Genomic DNA, 17,478 nt, shown 5'->3' on the forward strand with positions numbered 1-17,478 from the left:
TTTCCCTCCCCTGACACTCCGAGAGCGCAGCGAGTCAACAGAAACCCCCACAGTCCCACAGGATGTGTCATGCGACCCCCCAGACGCCGCACCGCCCGCACACTCCCGGCCCCCGTGCAGGCCGTCCTCCTCGCCCTCCTCTGCTCCCTCCTCGCGACACCCCCGAGCACCGCCCAGTCAGGAGTCCCCTCCGTGCAGCAGCCCAGGTACGCCGGGTATCTCTTCGCCTACTTCACCGGCGAGGGAACCGCCGACGGCGAACAGATCCGCTACGCCCTCAGCCGCGGCAACGACCCGCTGCACTGGCGCGAACTGAACGCGGGCAAGCCGGTGCTGACGTCCACCATCGGGGAGAAGGGGCTGCGGGACCCGTTCGTGATCCGCTCCCCCGAGGGCGACAGGTTCTACCTGATCGCCACCGACCTGCGCATGTACCGCAACAGCAGCGGCAGCTGGGACGAGGTGCAGCGGCACGGCAGCAAGTCGGTGATGGTGTGGGAGTCCACCGACCTGGTCCACTGGACCGACCAGCGGCTGGTGAGGGTCTCCCCGGACAGCGCGGGCAACACCTGGGCACCGGAGGCCTACTGGGACGACTCCCTGGGCGCGTACGTCGTCTTCTGGGCGTCGAAGCTGTACGCCGACGACGACCCCGGCCACACCGGATCGACGTACAACAAGATGCTGTACGCGACCACGAAGGACTTCCGCACCTTCAGTGAGCCGAAGGTCTGGCACGACCCGGGTCACTCGGTCATCGACTCGACCGTGGTGAAGCACAAGGGCACCTACTACCGCTACACCAAGGACGAACGCGACCCGTCCTCCAGCACCCCCTGCTCGAAGTTCATCACCGGGGAGAAGTCGACGAGCCTGACCGACACCTCGTACGACCTCGTCTCCGACTGCGTCGGCAGGGGCGCGATCGACCGCGGCGAGGGGCCGACGGTCTTCAAGTCCAACACCGGGAACAAGTGGTACCTGTTCATCGACGAGTACGGCGGTCGCGGCTACGTCCCCTTCGAGACCACCGACCTCGACTCGGGGAAGTGGACGATGTCCACGGACTACCAGCTGCCCGCCAGCCCGCGCCACGGCACGGTGCTGCCGGTGACCCAGCGGGAGTACGACCGGCTGCTGGCCGCCTACCCGGCCACTCCCACGTCCGTCATGGACGCGACGGCCGAGGGGCAGAAGGGGTACGCGGTCGTCACCGAGACGGCGTCGAAGGTCGTGCTGCCGATGGAGCCCGGCGCGGAGCCGCGCGGCCTCGCTCCGAAGCTGTGGGTGGGCGAGGGGTCCACGCTGAGCCCGAGGTCCGGTACCCGCCGGGACTTCCGCACGCCGCAGCGGTACACCGTGACAGCCGCCGACGGCACGACCCGCACCTGGACGGTCGAGGCGGTCCGCACCCGCAGCCCGATCCTCCCCGGCCTCACCGCCGACCCGGACGTGCACCATCTGAACGGCGAGTACTGGATCTATCCGACGACCGACGGCCACCGGGGCTGGAGCGGGACCAGCTTCCGGGCCTACTCGTCGAAGGACCTGGTCCACTGGAAGGACCACGGGCAGATCCTGGACCTCGGCCCGGACGTGACGTGGGCGGACACCTACGCCTGGGCGCCGGCGATCGCCGAGCGCGACGGCAGGTACTACTTCTACTTCTGCGCCGAGCAGCAGATCGGTGTGGCGGTGGCGGACTCCCCGGCCGGCCCGTTCCGGGACGCACTCGGCAAACCCCTGGTGGCGAAGGGCCAGTTCAGCGGCCAGATGATCGACCCGGCCGTCTTCACGGACGACGACGGCAGGTCGTACCTCTACTGGGGCAACGGGCACGGGTACGTGGCGCCGCTCGACGACGACATGGTGTCCTTCGACGCCTCGCGGGTGCGGGACATCACCCCGGACGACTTCCGCGAGGGGTCCTTCGTGATCAAGCGGAACGGCACGTACTACTTCATGTGGTCCGAGGACGACACCCGCAGCGAGAACTACCACGTCGCCTACGCGACCGGCCCGTCCCCGCTGGGCCCGTGGACCAAGAAGGGGACGATCCTGTCCAAGCGTCCCGAGTACGGCATCCTCGGCACCGGCCACCACTCGGTGGTGAACGCGCCCGGCACCGACGACTGGTACGTCGTCTACCACCGGTTCGCCCTGAACGGCCCCGGCCGGCCGGGCGGGGACGGCACGCACCGCGAGACCACCGTCGACCGCCTGGAGTTCGCGGCCGACGGCTCGATCGAGCCGGTGGTGCCGACGCTGGAGTCGGTCGCACCGGTGCGGTCCCGCTGACGAAGCGGGTCGTGGTGCCCGCTCCCGGGTGCCGGCTCCCGACCGCGCGGCGGTGCGGTCCCGGTACCCGGGGGTGGGGGCTCAGTTCATCGTCGCGCCGATGGTCGTGCTGCCCGTGGTCAGGAACGTGGTCGCGGGCAGGGCGCCGCTCGCACCGCGGGCGTTGTACGTGCTGCTCGCGTCCGTCGACCTGAAGGCGGGCGTGCTCACGCCGCTGTCCCAGTTGTTGCCCGACGACACCACCGAGGAACTCCGGCTCGCCGTGCCGCCGCCGTTGCCGACGGCCAGGTTCTTGCCCAGGCGGGCCGTACCGGTGGCGAAGTAGTACCCCCACTTCGCGTTGGCGTAGGCGGTGGTGCGGTTGAGGGAGATCGCGCCCTTGTTGGAGTTCTCGGTGAAGCCGTTGCCCGCGTTGTCCCAGGCGGCCGAGTTGTTGATGACATGGGCGACGACCTCGCCGTCGCCACCCAGCTTGTAGCCGTTGCCGTCGCCCGCGAACGCCGAGTCCCCCCAGCGGTTCTTGCCGTTGCCCATGGCCCAGGTGTGCTCGACGGTGACCGGCGAGGAGAAGGACCAGAAGTCCAGGCCGTCGTCGGAGTTGTTGTGAAGCCGGGCGCCGGTGATCAGGTTGCCGGTGCCGGAGCCGAACTTCACGGCGATCCCGTCGGCGTTCTCACCGTGCGTGGCGGCGTCGTAGTGGCCGTAACTGTCGATGTTCCTCACGGTGTTGCCGACCGTGCCCGCTCCGGTGAGCGTGAAGCCGGAGTCGCCGCCGTTGACGGTCCTGATGTTGTTCCAGGTGGTGCCGGTGCAGGACTGGCAGACGACCGCGCTGTCCGGGGAGTTCTGGAAGGTGATGTTCGAGACGTTCCAGTAGTCGGCGGTCAGCTTGAAGATCCAGGAGCCGGAGGGCAGGGACGAACCGTCGATCCTCACCGTCTCCGAGCCGTACGCGGTCAGCGTGACGGGCGTCGAGGAGGTGCCGTCGGCCGTGGACTGGAGGACGGCGGTCGGGTAGTAGGTGCCGCCGCGGACCTGGATGACGGTACCGGGTGTGGCGTTCTTGACGGCGTTGGCCAGATCGGCCGAGGTGCTGACGACCACCGTCGCGGCCTGGGCCTGGGTGGGGAGTACGGCGAGGCCGGCGCCGAGGGTCACGGCCGCGAGGGCCGTGCGAGCGGTACGACGAGACATGGAGTGCGGGTCCTTTGCGTCGTGGGGGGAGGTGGGGAAGGGGCTACAGGACGCGGTCCAGCCAGGTGAGGACCTCGTCCTGCATGCGGTCGACGAAGACATGGCCGAGGTCGGGCCAGGTCCTGAGGTGCAACCGCTCCTCGGCGTGGCGTGAACGCCAGACGGCGCGCAGCTTGTCGTGGGCCACCCGTACGCCGTCGCCGGGGAAGAGGGTGTCCAGGGCGCCGCTGAAGAAGAGCATCGGTCTGGGTGCGGCGATGCCCGCCACGTCGGGGAAGTCGAGGAACCGGGGCAGCCCGGGGTGCAGCATGTAGTACGACGACTGCCCGCGCAGCGTGTTGTTGCCCGGCACCATCATTTCCCTCAGCCCGGTCATCCAGCACACGCTCGCCGCGGCGGCGATGTCGTCGCTGAGGGCCGCCGTCTGCCAGGCGCGGTAGGCGCCCATGGAGAAGCCGACGGCCGCGACCCGGTGGGCGTCCACGCGGTCCAGGCCGGCCAGGAAGGCGGCGGCGCGGACGTCCTCGCGGGCCATGAGCCCGGCGAGGGAGGAGCCGAGGTTGAAGAAGTTGGAGGCCAGGGCCTGCTGCTGGTCGTAGGTGAGGGGGCCCCGGTCGCCCCAGCCGAACGCGTCCAGGCACAGGACGACGTAGCCGCGCCGGGCCAGTTCGTCGCCGACGAAGCGTCCGCTGAAGTACGTGTCCGCCCACGCCTGCGCGGAGGCGAGCCGCGTCTCGTCGTCCCAGGGGCGGACGAGTTTCTCCTTGCCGATGTCGAACCTGGCGCCGTGGTCGTGCAGCAGCAGGACGGCCGGGAACGGGCCGGGACCGTGCGGGGTGAGCAGGGCCCCTCGGACGCGTTCGTACCCGGTGAGCGACACGGTCACCATCTGCCGTGTGTATCCGTCGCCCTGAGGGCCGGCGGTGAACTCGGGCGCGTACGGCGTCCTGTCCTGGCGTCCCACGATGAGGTGGTCCTCGACCACGGCCCGGGCGGCGCGGCGCCACGCCCGGAAGTCGCGGATCGGTGACGTGCCCCAGGCGAGCGGGAAGTGCAGCTGGTCCTTGAGCGCCGGGTGGAAGCCGGGCAGGTTGCCGCCCACCGGAGCGGCGGCCTCGGCGGTCCCGGGGGACGCTCCGAGGAAGGCGGCCGCCGCGGCTCCCGCGACGAAGGTCCGGCGCCCCAACGACTCATGGCTGTCCATACGGCCTCCCGGTTCCGGCGTGGTGCAGGACATGGCGCTCGACCGCCGCCGGAGACGTGAGCGCCCGGTAGGGGTAGACCTCGGCGGGATCCCAGCCGACCTCGCTGGTGAGGCCGAGGCCGCTCGCCACGGCGTTCAGGCGGGCGGGGCGGCCGTTGAACCAGGAGCCGGTGTCCCGGAAGCGGTCGCCGCCGTAGTCCGCGACCGCGAGCGCGGGGCCGCCGTCGCGGTAGCGGAACACGTTGCGCTCGGAGAAGATCGCGGACTCCAGACCGGCACCGAGCGCGTACCGGGTGTCGCTCGCCCGGCCCCGGTAGACGTTGTTGACGACGTGCACCTGCCCGAAGCGGACGCGGGGGCCGCGCTGCGCGATGTCCGTGAAGAGGTTGCGGACGAGGGTGACCTTCAGGTGTCCCCGGTCCCGGTCGCCGCGCCCGTCCCCCGATCCGATGAGGATCGCCTTGTCGTGGTCGGTGAACCGGCTGTCGGAGACGGTGACGAAGTCGGAGCCGTCCTCGATGTCCAGCAGCCCGTCGTGCCGCTGGACGCGCTCCCCGTGGAAGCCGAGGGGCGCCGCACGGTCCGGGAACCGGCCGTCGGTGAACGTGCAGTGGTCGACCCAGATGTGCTTGCCGGTGATCACGGTCATGGCGTCGAAGCGGGCGTTCCAGCTGCCCTGCGTGCCGTCGCCCGGCGACCAGGTGGTGAAGTGGTCGACGGGAGCTTCCAGACGGAGGTTGCGCACGATGATGTTCGTGCCGGTGTTGACGGTCAGGAAGACCCCGAGGAGACGGGCGTCGCCGCCCACCCCGACCAGGGTGGTGTTGCTCGGCACGGTCAGCTGGATCTGCGCCTTCTCGTTGTTCGAGCCCGTCTGGCGGAGCCGGCGCTGCGGCCCGCAGTACGCGAAGCGGGTGTCGGACCAGGTGGCGCCGTCCTCGCCGAAGCAGGACAGGTACTTCGCCAGGTCGTACCCGGGCGCGTAGTCCTGCTCGCCGAGCAGGGAACCGTCGTCCGCCTCGTGGCCGTCGATGTCGCCCACGACCCGGATCACCTTGGGGGCGGTGGGGTCACCCCGGTTGGCGAGGGCCTCCTTCAGTTCGGCGCGCGTGTGCACCGTCCAGGCCGTGCCGCCCGCGCCGCCCGTGGTGCCGGTGCCGGTGGCGGCCCAGCCGACGGGCGCGCGCTCGGCGGCGGCGGCCGGGGACGGCGCCCCCAGCAGCCCCAGGCACAGGCACGTCAGCAGTACGGCGGCCCTACGCACGGGGCCGCCAGTCGCCGAGGTAGGTCCGCTTCGTGTGCGTCCGGGCCTCCGCGGACGTCAGTCGCGGCCGGTTCTCCGGCACCGGGACCGCGGCGCCCGGCCCCGAGTTGCGGTACTCCCGGAACCGCATGCTCTGCCAGGGGTACGCCGCCCGCATGTCGGTGTACGGCGCCACCGCGTCGATCCCGGGACCGATCAGGGTGTCCCGCACCACGAGGGACGGCCAGGCGGTCGTCTCGTACGTCGGCACCCAGGGCCGGGCCAGCTTGTACGCCCCGTCCTCGGCGCCGGAGGTGATCCGGCAGCGGACGGCCAGGATGCCGTGCGGGTTGGCGCGGGCCGTGGACGGGGCGAAGACCATGCCCTTGGGGGTGAAGTCCACGTCCCGTGGCAGCGTGCGGAAGTGGCATTCCTCGAAGACGGCGGTCGCCCGGCCGAAGACGAAGTCGACGTCGCCCTCGATGTGGCAGCGGTGGAAGTACTGCCGGCCGAAGACGTCCAGCGCGGTCGTCTCGACGAAGAGGGTGTCCTGGTGGGCCAGCAGTCGCACGTTCTCGAAGTGGGTGCGGTCCCCGTAGGTGTACGCGGCCACCGCCTGGGTGCCGGTGATCTCGGGGTGGTCGGCGCGCAGCCAGTCGTTGGCGAGGGTGAGGTCGCGGACGGTGAGGCCGGGCGCGGCCGAGGTGAAGGTGGCCGACCCCGCCGTGCCGTACGTGCCCGAACCGTCGGGCCTCGAGGTGCCGTTGGCGTTGTCGTACACGATGACGACGTCACGCGGGTCCCCGGTGGCCCCCCGCAGGGTCAGCCCGGCGGCGGAGGCGGGGACCTTGACGACCTCCCGGTAGGTCCCCGGGTGCACGACGACCGTCCGGCCGGGGCCGGACACCGCGTCCACGGCCGCCTGCACGGAGTCACCGGGACGCACGTGCAGGACGCGGCGGCCGGCGGCGAGGGCCGGACCGGCACCGGCAGCCACGAGTCCGCCCGCGACTCCGGTCAGCAGGGTGCGCCTGCGCATCTCAGCGCGTCCCCTTCCACGGAGTCCAGTCACCCAGGTGGGCGACGCGGGTCGCCGAACGGGCCTCGGTAGCGGTGAGCTGGGGACGGTTCTCGGGGACGGTGATCCGGGCGCCGGGGCCGGTGTTGCGGTACTCGGCGAACCGCTGGTCCTGCCACGGGAAGCCCGCCGACATGGTGGCGTACGGGGCGACCGCGTCGATCCCGGGGCCCATCCAGGTGTCCCGGACGGTGAGCATCGGGCGGGCGGTGGGGTCGGAGCTGGGCACCCAGGGCCGGGCGAGCTTGTAGTACGCGTCCGGCGCCTCGCTGCTGATCCGGCTCCGGACGACCAGGTAGCCCCGCGGGTTGGCGCCCGCCGTCGAGGGCGCGAAGACGAAGCCGTGGGGCGCGGTCGTCAGGTCGGCGCGGTTCAGCGTGCGGAAGTGGCAGTGCTCGTACACCGCGGTCGCCCGGCCGAAGACGAAGTCGACGTCGCCCTCGACGTAGCAGTGCGCGTAGTACTGGCGGGCGAAGACGGTCAGGGCCATGGAGTCGGCGTACAGGGTGTCCTGGTGGCCGAGGAAGCGGCAGTGGTGGAAGGCCGAGCGGTCGCCCTGGACCTTGATGGCGACGGCCTGGGTGCCGGCGACCCCGGGGTGGTCGGCGCGCAGCCAGTCGTTGGCGAAGGTGATCCAGCGGGCGGTGAAGCCGGCCGCCTGCACGGTCGTGGTGGCCGACCCGGTGGTGCCGTAGGTGCCGCCGCCGGGCTTGGGGGTGCCGGCCGCGTTGTCGTACACGATCACGACGTCGCGGGGTTCCTCCGAGGCGCCGATCCAGGTCGCCTCCGTGCGGGTGGCGTCGACGGCGACCGTCTCGCGGTAGACCCCGGGAGCGAGGACCAGCGTCCGGCCGGTGCCGGTGGCGGCGGACACGGCGGCCTGGACGGAGGTGAAGTCGCCGCGGCCGTGCGGGTCGACGTACAGGGTCCCGGGGGTGAGGCGGGCGGCCGGGGATCCGTACCGGCCGAACGGGCGCCTGCCGCCGGTGGCGCGCGCGGGGGCCGGCGCGAGGGCGAGCGCGGCGCCCGCTCCGGCGCCGGCCAGGAGGAATCCCCTTCTTGAGAGGGGATGTCGGGCTTGGGACCAGGGCATGCGGTGACTCCTTGGATGTGCCGCTCTTGTGCGTGCTGTGCGGTGCTTCCTCAGCTGGGGCCGGGGGCCGGGGCGGCCGCTGGATTCCGCCCCGGCCGGTATCGGAGCCTCAGCGCAGGCGGCCGGCGCCCGCGCCGTGCGCGACGATCGCCGGGACCTTCCTCGGCCGGTCGACCTTGGTGCGCAGGGTCGGCTTCCAGCCCGCGCCCGACTGGAGCGTCTCCGCGGGGATCTCGGCGTTGTGGACGGCGATCAGGTCCGTCAGCTTCCCGTTGACGTAGTTGTTCTCCGCGGTCAGCGGGGCCTCGTTCCACTTCTTCAGCGCCTTGCCGACGCTGGTGCCGGCCGGCAGCGAGATCGCGTTGTCGGTGGCGTACAGCTGCGAGGAGAGTCCGACGCCGAAGATGTAGTAGTCGTCCTTCTGGTCCTCGGTCACCACGTAGTGGTTGTTGTAGACGTCGACCTGTCCGAACCGCACCCGCGGAGAGCGCTGGAGGATTCCGTCGAACCGGTTGTGGTGCAGGGTGACCTTGAGTTTGCCGGTGTCCAGGGCGGCGGTGCTGTCGCTGTTGCCGATCAGCATGTTCTTGTCGTGGTCCTGGAAGCGGTTCCAGGACACGGTCACGTGGTTGGAACCGCGCACGATGTCCGTCAGCCCGTCGTGCTGCTGGAAGACCTTGCCGAAGTAGGACGGCCGCTCGCTGTCGGGGTAGCGCCCGTCGGTGAACGTGTTGTGGTCGATCCACACGTGGTCGGTGCCGTAGACGACCACGGCGTCGTACTCGGAGTTCCAGTTGCCGGTCTTGTTGTCGTCGGTGGGGTCCCACTTCGGGAAGCAGTCGAGCGGGGCCTCGATGGTGAGGTTGCGCAGGATGACGTTCGAGACACCCTTGATCTGGAGGCTGCCGCCGAGGATGCCGGAGTTCCTGCCGACGCCGACGATGGTGGTGTTGCTGGGGACGGCGGCCTTGATCTCCGAGTCCTGGTTGGCGGCGGACGCGACCCTCGCGTCCTCCTGCGGACCGCTGGCGACCTGGTCGTTGCCCCAGACGGCCGGGTCGTAGTCCTTCAGGTACTGCTGGAGGTCGTAGCCGCCCGTGACGAAGGCCTCGCAGCCCTCCGAGACGGCGTCGATCATCCCCTTCACCTTGATGATCTTGGGTGCGGTGCCGCCGGCCTTCAGGGCGGCCTTGAACTCCGCCCAGGTGGTGACGGTGTAGACGTGCTCGGCGTCCGCGGCCGAACCGCCTGTCGTCCCCGCCCCCTCGGAGCCCCAGCCGTCGTTCGCCCCGAGGACCTCGCGACCGAGGTCACGGGACCCGGCCTGGGCGGTGGTGCCGGTGACACCGAGGACGAGCGCGGTGCAGCCGATCAGCACGGCGACTTTCGTAGTGACATGCCCATGCCATACGCGTGTGTTCATGGTGCGGCTCTCTCTCGATGGAGGGTGGTTACGCGGTGGCCGTCGGCCAGGTGATCCAGGACTCCGGGATCTCCGCGTCGAGCCGGCGCACGTCCTGGGGCGCCAGCACCCGGCGGCGCAGCAGCTCGGCGGCGACCAGCCGGGCCACGGCGATCGCGCCCGGCGGGTTGAAGTGCGTGTTGTCCTGCTCGGTCGCGGTCCAGTTGAAGTACTTCTTCGTCTCCTCGACGCCGAGCTTCTGCCACAGCGCGAGCGACAGGGCCTGGAGATCGAGCAGCGCCACGCGCTCCTCCTCGGCGAGCGCACGCATCGCCGCCGGATAGTCGCCGTGGCTCGGCACGGCGTTGCCGCTCGCGTCGAACCTCCGCCGCTCGACGGCCGTGGCGAGCACGGGCCGGGCTCCCCGGGCCCGGGCGCCGTCGATGTACAGGCGCAGATAGTCCTGGTACGTCGTCCAGGGCTCGGTGTAGCGAGTGGGGTCCGTGGTCTTCTCGTCGTTGTGCGCGAATTGGACGAGCAGGAAGTCCCCCGGCCGGATCGCGGAGAGTATGACGTCGAGCCGTCCCTCGTCGACGAAGCTCTTCGAACTGCGCCCGTTCACGGCGTGGTTGGCGACGGGCCGGTCCTTGTGGAGGAAGAACGGAAGCGCCATGCCCCACCCGGTCTCGGGGGCCGCGTCGGCGTACTTCTGGGCGGCGGTGGAGTCACCGGCGAGGTAGAGGGTCCGCGTACGACGGCCTGAGGCCCGCGCGGTACCGGTGGCGGAAAGAGCGAGAGGAGCGGCGGCGAGCGCCGCGGTGGTGACCTGTCTGCGGGTGAGCGACACGACGATGTGCCTTTCTCAGCGGCCTTACGAGATGACGGTGCCTTTCACATGGGGGGTGGGCCCCCGCGCCCCCGAAGGGGCGCGGGGAACCGCGTGGCCGGCCACGAACGACCCGCGGCCGGCCACGGACGGCCGACGACCGGGCTCTTAGCCCTTCTGTTCGTTCCACTCCGCCTGAGCGGTGTTCAACTGCTCGGCCAGCGTGTCCAGGAAGTCCTTCGCGCTCATCTTCTTGAGCAGCACCTTCTGGAAGTTCGGCTCGTTGTCCGACTTCGAGATCGTGCCCCAGTCGGGCAGGTAGTACGGCAGCTGGACGATGGTCGTGGAACCGTCGCTCAGCGCCTCGGCCGCCAGCTTCGTGGGCTCGGCCTTCGAGACCCACGCGTCCTTCGCGGCGTCGTTGTTCGCCGGCACCTGGCCCGCCGACTCGTTGAACTTCGAGTTCTGAGCGTGCGAGGTGGCGAACTCGATGAACTTCCAGGCGGCGGCCTTGTTCTTGGAGCTCTTGAACAGACCGAGCCCGTCCACCGGGTTGGAGACCTGCACCCGCTTCCCGTCGGCCCCGGCCGGCTGCGGAATGCCCCGGAACTTGTCCGTGCCGAACGCCTTCACGTGGTCCTGGTAGGAGCCCAGGTTGTGGTTGAGCATCCCGATCGTGCCGGAGTCCCACTGCGCGACCATCTTGGTGAAGTCGTTGTTCAGGTCGGCGGCCGGCGTGACCTTCTTGTAGAGGGCCGCGTACTTCTCCAGCGCCGCCACGTTCTTCGGGTCGTTGACCGTGGTCTTCTCGCCGCTCGCGTCCCAGAACGAGGTGATGCCGGACTGCCCGTACATCGCGTCCAGCGCCTGCGCGATGGAACCGGCGCCACCGCGGATGGTGTAGCCGAACTCGTTCTTGCCCGCGTTGGTGAGCTTGTCCGCCGCCTCGTAGAACGAGTCCCAGGTCGTCGGCGCGTCCAGGCCGGCCCGCTCGAACAGGTCGGTGCGGTAGTAGAGGACACCGTTGTTGGCGGAGGTCGGGATCGAGTACAGCGTGCCGTCCCCGCCGCCGGCCGCCTTCAGCGACTTGACCATGTCCTCGTTCAGCTTGCCGTCGAGGGAGGACTTGGCCAGCCGGTCGTCCAGCGGGTCCAGCGCGTTCTGCGCGGCGATGGCCGCGATCATCGCCGCGCCGACACCGCCGACGTCCGGCAGACCGCCGCCCTGGATGGCGGTGTCGACCTTCGACTGGTACTCGGTGGAGGCGATGCCGACGTACTCGACGTCGATGTCCGGGTTCGCCTTCTCGAAGTCGGCGATGACCTGCTTCCAGATGTCGGTGCGCACACCGCCGTTGTTGTCCCAGAAGACGATCTTGCCCTTGCCGCTGCCGTCGGCGCCCGTGTCACCGCCCGAGCCGCTGCCGTCGTCACCGCAGGCGGTGGCGGTCAGCGCGAGGACGGAGCCCAGGGCGACGGCGATGGCAGCGCGCCTGCTTCTGCGGATGCTGATCTTCATTGGTCGGCTCTCTTCTTCTGGATCCCAGCGGAGATATGAAGTTGTGGGGGGTCTGGTGCGGGTCACGGCACTCAGCGGCGGGCGTGCGGCGCCCAGCCGTCCGTGCCCCTCAGGTAGTTCGCGACGGTGTACGCCCGCGCGTCGGCGTCGCTCAGCTGCGGCCGGTCCGCGGTCACCGCCGCTCCCGGTCCGGTGTTGCGGTACTCGGCCAGCCGGGCGTCCTTCCACGAGAACCCGCCCATGTCGGTCCACGGCGAGGACTTGATCGCGGCGGGCAGCTCGGTGTCGCGGATCAGCACCTGGGCCACCGCCTGCGGTTCACCGCCCGGGTGCCAGGGCCTTCCGAGGTGGAAGGATCCGGCGGGCGCGTCGCTCACGATCCTCGACCGGGTGATCAGGAACCCGTACGGGTTGCCCGTCCAGGTCGACGCGGCCGTGATGTAGCCGTTGTTGGTGGCGGACCCCCGGCTGAGCGCCCTGATGACGGACCGCTCGATGACGGTGGTCGCGCGTCCGTACACGAAGTCGACATCGCCCTCGACGTACGAGTCGCGGACGTAGACCCGGCTGATGACGTCCAGCTTGGGGCTGTCGGTCATCAGGGTGTCCTGGTTGCCCAGGAAGGCGGTGTCCTCGAAGACGATCCGGTCGCCGGTCGTCTTCATCGCCAGGGCCTGCTCAGCGCTCAGCTCGACCGCGGCCTCGTCGAAGTCGTTGCTGAAGGTGAGGTTGCGGGCGGTGACGTCGTTCGCGGCGATCCGTACGGTCGCGCTCCCGGTGGAACCCCCGTAGGCGGCGGGCGTGTCGTAGACGATGACGGTGTCCGAGCGGTCCTGTCCAGTCCCCTGCAACAGGATGTTCGGCTTGGTCGCCGGGATGAGGACCTTCGCCCGGTACGTGCCCGGCGCGACGGCGATGGTGACCGGCTCGGCGTTGCCGTCGGGCACGGCGTCCACCGCGGCCTGCACGGTCGGGTAGTCGGCCGGCACGTGCAGCGTCACCGGGTCGCCGATCCGCCGCTGCGGGCCGGAGTGGCGCTCGACCAGCGCCGGCACGGCGGCGGCCGGGTCGAGCCGGTAGTCGTAGAAGTCACGCGGGTCGAACGCGGCACCCCACTCGTCGTGCCGGCCCGTGGTGTTCCTCAGGATCGAGCCGCGCTCGACCAACTCGGCGGTGGCGTCGGCCTGGTAGGGGTGCTGGACGTCGCGGTAGTAGCTGTTCTCGATGACCATCCTGGTCCGGCCGCGCGACCAGTTGCCGTACGTCCACACGGGGTCGCCGGGATCCGCCTGCGCCGTCAGGTAGTTGTTGTACAGGTGGGCGTGGGCGGCGTTGTCCACGGAGGGATTGCGCTGCTTGGTGTTCGCGAACCAGTTGTGGTCGATGGTGATCTGCGTCGTGACGTTGGTGGTCCAGCCCAGGCCGAACGTCTTGTTGTTGTTCTCGAACCGGTTGTAGGAGACGGTCACGTAGTCGCTGTCCTTGCGGACGTCCAGTTGCCCGTCGCACAGGTTCGAGAAGCGGTTGTGGTCGACCCACACGTGGTGGACGGTGTCCATCTGGATGCCGTCGAAGTCGGTGTCCTTGCAGTCCCAGTTGCCCTCGACCGCCGAGTCCCGGATCGTCAGGTTGCGGATGATCACGTTGTGCGTGCCGGGGTCGAGGTGCAGTTCGCCGTGGACGATCTCGCCGGTGTCACCGACCCCGATGATCGTCTTGTCCGAGGCCACGACGATGTCCGCGCCGAAGGGCTCGACGGCTATCGTCCCCGCCACCCGGATGACGTACGGCTCCTCGGCCGCCGCGTACCGCGCCAGCGCGGCCTGGTCGGTGACCGTCACGACCTTGCCGCCCGCGCCGCCGGTGGTGCCCCCGGCGAGGGAGGCGAAACCGTGCGGCCGGTCGGTCCAGCGGTCCACGGCTCCCGGAGGGCTCGCGGCGGCGGTCTCCCCGGTCGCGGAGGCGTCGGCCTCCCCGGCCGCGCCGAGGCCCAGCGCGGCCACGAGGCCGAGGACGGCGGCCGTGACCCTGCCGTGCCCCGGTCTCGACAAGCGCTTGCTACGGAGGTGCGTCATTGCGGCTCCCAACAGGCGTTCCAACGGGCGTTTCAGCGTGCCGAACCGCTCACAGAGCGGTGATCCGGAATGTCTCGAAAGTCGCCGCACCTGCGTGTCCCGGTCCGGTGGGCGCGACGGCGAACAGGCCGAGCAGGGCGCCGACCCAGCGCCAGGGGGTGGCGGCGAAGACGGGGCCGGAGGGACGCGGGCCGTCGCCGACGTCGTAGAAGAAGCGGCAGCGCGCTCCCGCGCCGATCTCGATGCGGAGCCTGGCCCGTCCCCCGGGCGCGGGGCGCGGATGGTCGGCGTCCCGCTCCCGCTCGGCGACCGTCTCGGCGAACCGGTGCACGAGGTGGACCGTGCCGTCGCTCCCCCGCTGGAGTCCGATCCAGCTGAAGGCGTCCCCGAGGACGGCCAGTCCGGCCCGCGCCCCGGGATCCTCCCCGTGCAGCGTCAACTCCACCTCGACGGCGGACGGGGTGCCCGGCAGCCGCTGGGTGAGGACGTTCGGCAGCCTGCGCGGGTCGTGCGCGTCGGCCGAGCGGACGCAGGACAGCCGCAGTCCGTCGCCGGAGTGCTGGGTGGCCCAGCCGTCCTGCGGGTTGGCCGTCCACTGCCACTGACGCCCGAAGCGTCCGCCGGGGAAGTCGTCGTCGGTGGCGGGCGCGGCGGCCGGTTGCGGCGGCAGGCCGGGCCTGCGGTGCACGGTCACGGGCGCGCCGTCGTCACCGAGCACCGGCCAGCCGTCCGCGCCCCAGCGCATCGGCTGGAGGTGCACGACCCGGCCGTAGGCGCCGCGCTGCTGGAAGTGCAGGAACCAGTCCTCGCCGGACGGGGTGCGCACCCAGCCGCCCTGGTGCGGCCCGTTGACCTCGGTGTCCTTCTGCTCCAGGACGACCTTCTCCTCGTACGGCCCGAAGAAGCCGCGCGAGCGGAAGGCGCCCTGCCAGCCGGTCTCCACTCCCCCGGCGGGGGCGAATATCCAGAACCAGCCGTCGTGCCGGTAGAGCTTGGGGCCCTCCAGGGTGAACCAGCCGGGGATGCGGTCACCGTCGACGATCACCTTGCCCTCGTCGAGGAGGGAGGTGCCGTCGGGGTGCATCCGGTGGCCGGTGAGGCGGTTCTTGATGCCGGAGCGGGACTTGGCCCAGGCGTGCACGAGGTACGCCTCGCCGGTCTCCTCGTCCCACAGGGGGCAGGCGTCGATCAGGCCCTTGCCCTCCTTGAGCAGGTGCGGTCGGGTCCAGGGGCCCCTGATCTCGGGCGCGTTGATCTGGAACACGCCCTGGTCGGGATCGCCCCAGAAGATCCAGAAGCGGTCGTCGTGGTGCCGCAGGGACGGGGCCCAGACCCCGCAGTCGTGCCGTGGCGTCCTGAACTCGCCCGCCGGTTCCAGGCGTTCGAGAGCGTGGCCGACGAGCGTCCAGCTGACCAGGTCGCGGGAGTGCAGCAGCGGCAGGCCGGGGGCGCGGCCGAAGCTGGAGGCGGTGAGGTAGAAGTCGTCGCCGACGCGGACCACGTCCGGGTCGGACCAGTCGGCGTTCAGGACGGGGTTCGTGTACGTCTCGGCGGTCACGGGCTCACCGCCTTCCGGATGAGGGCGGCTGCCCCGTCACGGTCGAGGCGGCCGTCGGCGACCACCGTGACGATCCGCCGTACGACGGTGTCGCCCGGCGCGACCGTCAGCCGCTCGTCGTACGCCAGGGACGAGCCGACGCCGGGGTACTCCGTGGTGCGCACGAACCAGGGGTCGCGGCGGGTCCGCTCGGTGGCGCCGGCGAAGACCAGGGTCCAGGTGGCGCCGGCCAGGGCGAGCCAGTCGGCGCGGGCGCCGTGGATCCGGGCCTCGCCCTCGGTGCCCGCGGTGAACACGTCCGGGGGTCCGTCCTCCTTGCGGGCGCGCCAGAAGAAGCCGCCGTAGGCCGCGCCGGGCCGCCCGTTGGTGGCGGGGCTGCCGATCGACAGCGGGCCGGCGGTGATGTTGGTGAGGGAGAAGGTGAAGTCCAGCGCCCAGGCGGTGTCGGTGAGTTCGGTGGCCGCGACGGTACGGCGCTCGCGCAGCAGCTCGGCTCCGGCGGCCACCCACCGCAGCTCCTCCACGAAGCCGTCGGGGTCGCTCAGCTGGAACGCGGCGTGGCGCTGGGCGCCGTGGTTGTCGAGCTCGGTCGGGCCCTGGTCGCGGACGTAGGTACGCCCGCCCCAGAAGTTGAACCCCTCGACGTCGGGAACGGCGACACCGACGCCGAGGTGGTGGAGGTGGTCGGCGGGGCTGAGTTCGGTGACCGCCGTGCCGGCCAGGGTGGTGACGGGATGGAGATACGGGCGCGGGGAGAGCCGGCCGGGCAGCTCGGGCCGGGTGACGTACCGGCCGACCGGACGGCCCGCCACGCGCAGCACCGGCGTGTCGTGGGGCGTCTTCACGTGCTCACCTCTTTCGGTAGGGCCCAGGAGGCGCCCAGCTCGGAGTAGAGGGCGAGGTTGTCGGCGGCGGCCGCGACGAGTCCGTCGATGCCGGGGACGACCCGGCGCCGCTCGCCGGGAAGCAGACGCCAGGCGCCCTCGGGCAGCGGGGCCGGGTCGGGGGCCCGGCGGATCGCCTCGACGACCTTCATGAAGGAGCCCGTCGCGTCCGGCGGGACCAGCAGTTCGACGCCGTCGGCGAGGTGCTCGACGAGGTTCTCCAGCAGGTCGGTACGGCCGTGGTCGGACTCCTCGGGACCGTGGCCGGCGCGCTGGAGCAGGACGCGGTCCTGCTTGTACCAGAAGGTGATCCGCCCGCGGTCGCCGTGCACGACGACGTACGGCTCGTCGGGGTCCTCGGCGCACAGGGTCGCCGCGACGGTCACCGGCAGGCCCTGGGCGGTGGTCACCCGGACGCACGAGGTGTCGTCGGACTCGATGTCGTTGGCGCGCAGCAGCTCGGTCTCGATCGCGGTGACGTCCTCGGCGCGCGGGGCGCCGGCCAGCGCGAGGGCGGTGGCGACGGCGTGCGCGAGCGGGTTGGTCAGCACCCCGTCGATCACGTCGGCACCGTTCAGGCGGCGCCTGCCCGCCCAGGGCGCGCGCCGGTAGTACGCCTCGGGCCGGGCCCAGGCGCCGGCCCCGCCGAACCCGGCGATCTCGCCGATCGCGCCCTCGGCGATCATCCGGCGGATCACGGGCACCGCGTGCGAGCCCAGCGACTGGAACCCGATCTGGCAGGCGACCCGGGCGGCGGCGACCCCGTCGGCCATCCGGCGGAACTCGGCGTAGGAAGGGGCGGGCGGCTTCTCCAGGAGAAGGTGCACGCCCTTGTCCGCGGCCGTCAGCGCCAGGTCGGTGTGGGTGGGGATCGGGGTGCAGATCACCGCCACCCGGGCTCCGGTGGAGTCGAGCAGGGCGCCGAAGTCGGCGGACTGCTCGGGCGTGCCGAGACCCTCGGGGATCTCGTCCCGGGTCAGCGGGGTGAGTTCGCAGATCCCGGCCAGGCGCACGATGCCCTTGTCCTGGAGCCGGCGGATGTTGTCCAGGTGCCAGCGGCCGTGGCCGCGCGCGCCCGCCAGGACGACGGGTACGTTCATCTCCG

13 protein-coding genes are annotated in these 17,478 nt (G+C 71.2%); 1 reads left to right on the plus strand and 12 read right to left on the minus strand.

All coding sequences use genetic code 11. The features are described 5' to 3' along the window. The first annotated feature begins 69 nt into the window (after window positions 1-69). Complete coding sequence (locus QQS16_RS12030; protein WP_286061627.1) at window positions 70-2,298, plus strand: glycoside hydrolase family 43 protein; 2,229 nt, start codon at window positions 70-72, stop codon at window positions 2,296-2,298. 81 nt (window positions 2,299-2,379) lie between these two features. Here the strand turns inward: QQS16_RS12030 and QQS16_RS12035 are convergent, their stop codons facing one another. From QQS16_RS12035 to QQS16_RS12090, 12 genes are all read right to left on the minus strand, one after another. Further along, window positions 2,380-3,492, minus strand: a complete 1,113-nt coding sequence (locus QQS16_RS12035) for a right-handed parallel beta-helix repeat-containing protein (protein WP_286061628.1) — start codon at window positions 3,490-3,492, stop codon at window positions 2,380-2,382. Window positions 3,493-3,535: 43 nt separating this feature from the next. After that, window positions 3,536-4,696, minus strand: a complete 1,161-nt coding sequence (locus QQS16_RS12040; RefSeq protein ID WP_286061629.1) for a dienelactone hydrolase family protein — start codon at window positions 4,694-4,696, stop codon at window positions 3,536-3,538. Further along, window positions 4,683-5,960 carry a pectate lyase family protein gene (locus tag QQS16_RS12045; protein WP_286061630.1) on the minus strand — a complete coding sequence of 426 codons (1,278 nt, stop codon included), beginning with the start codon at window positions 5,958-5,960 and terminating at the stop codon, window positions 4,683-4,685. The genes QQS16_RS12040 and QQS16_RS12045 overlap by 14 nt, the downstream gene beginning before the upstream one ends. After that, window positions 5,953-6,978 (minus strand): pectinesterase family protein, encoded by a 1,026-nt coding sequence (locus QQS16_RS12050; RefSeq protein ID WP_286061631.1) that lies wholly within the window; start codon window positions 6,976-6,978, stop codon window positions 5,953-5,955. The genes QQS16_RS12045 and QQS16_RS12050 overlap by 8 nt, the downstream gene beginning before the upstream one ends. 1 nt (window position 6,979) lies before the next feature. Next, window positions 6,980-8,110 carry a pectinesterase family protein gene (locus tag QQS16_RS12055; RefSeq protein WP_286061632.1) on the minus strand — a complete coding sequence of 377 codons (1,131 nt, stop codon included), beginning with the start codon at window positions 8,108-8,110 and terminating at the stop codon, window positions 6,980-6,982. Window positions 8,111-8,219: 109 nt separating this feature from the next. Continuing rightward, window positions 8,220-9,533 carry a pectate lyase family protein gene (locus QQS16_RS12060; protein WP_286061633.1) on the minus strand — a complete coding sequence of 438 codons (1,314 nt, stop codon included), beginning with the start codon at window positions 9,531-9,533 and terminating at the stop codon, window positions 8,220-8,222. 28 nt (window positions 9,534-9,561) lie between these two features. Next, complete coding sequence (locus tag QQS16_RS12065; protein ID WP_286061634.1) at window positions 9,562-10,359, minus strand: rhamnogalacturonan acetylesterase; 798 nt, start codon at window positions 10,357-10,359, stop codon at window positions 9,562-9,564. Between the two features lie 147 nt (window positions 10,360-10,506). After that, window positions 10,507-11,856 (minus strand): ABC transporter substrate-binding protein, encoded by a 1,350-nt coding sequence (locus tag QQS16_RS12070; RefSeq protein WP_286061635.1) that lies wholly within the window; start codon window positions 11,854-11,856, stop codon window positions 10,507-10,509. Between the two features lie 71 nt (window positions 11,857-11,927). Continuing rightward, window positions 11,928-13,931 carry a pectinesterase family protein gene (locus tag QQS16_RS12075; protein WP_286061636.1) on the minus strand — a complete coding sequence of 668 codons (2,004 nt, stop codon included), beginning with the start codon at window positions 13,929-13,931 and terminating at the stop codon, window positions 11,928-11,930. A 49-nt stretch (window positions 13,932-13,980) separates the two neighbouring features. Further along, a complete protein-coding gene (locus tag QQS16_RS12080) occupies window positions 13,981-15,489 on the minus strand; it encodes a glycoside hydrolase family 43 protein (protein WP_286061637.1) in 1,509 nt (502 codons plus the stop codon). Next, entirely contained in the window at window positions 15,486-16,334 is an 849-nt protein-coding gene (locus QQS16_RS12085; protein WP_286061638.1) for a DUF6807 domain-containing protein, read from the minus strand. The genes QQS16_RS12080 and QQS16_RS12085 overlap by 4 nt, the downstream gene beginning before the upstream one ends. Beyond that, window positions 16,331-17,473 (minus strand): Gfo/Idh/MocA family protein, encoded by a 1,143-nt coding sequence (locus tag QQS16_RS12090; protein ID WP_286066292.1) that lies wholly within the window; start codon window positions 17,471-17,473, stop codon window positions 16,331-16,333. The genes QQS16_RS12085 and QQS16_RS12090 overlap by 4 nt, the downstream gene beginning before the upstream one ends. Window positions 17,474-17,478: the final 5 nt, after the last annotated feature.

Source organism: Streptomyces sp. ALI-76-A (genome assembly GCF_030287445.1).
Lineage (GTDB): Bacteria > Actinomycetota > Actinomycetes > Streptomycetales > Streptomycetaceae > Streptomyces.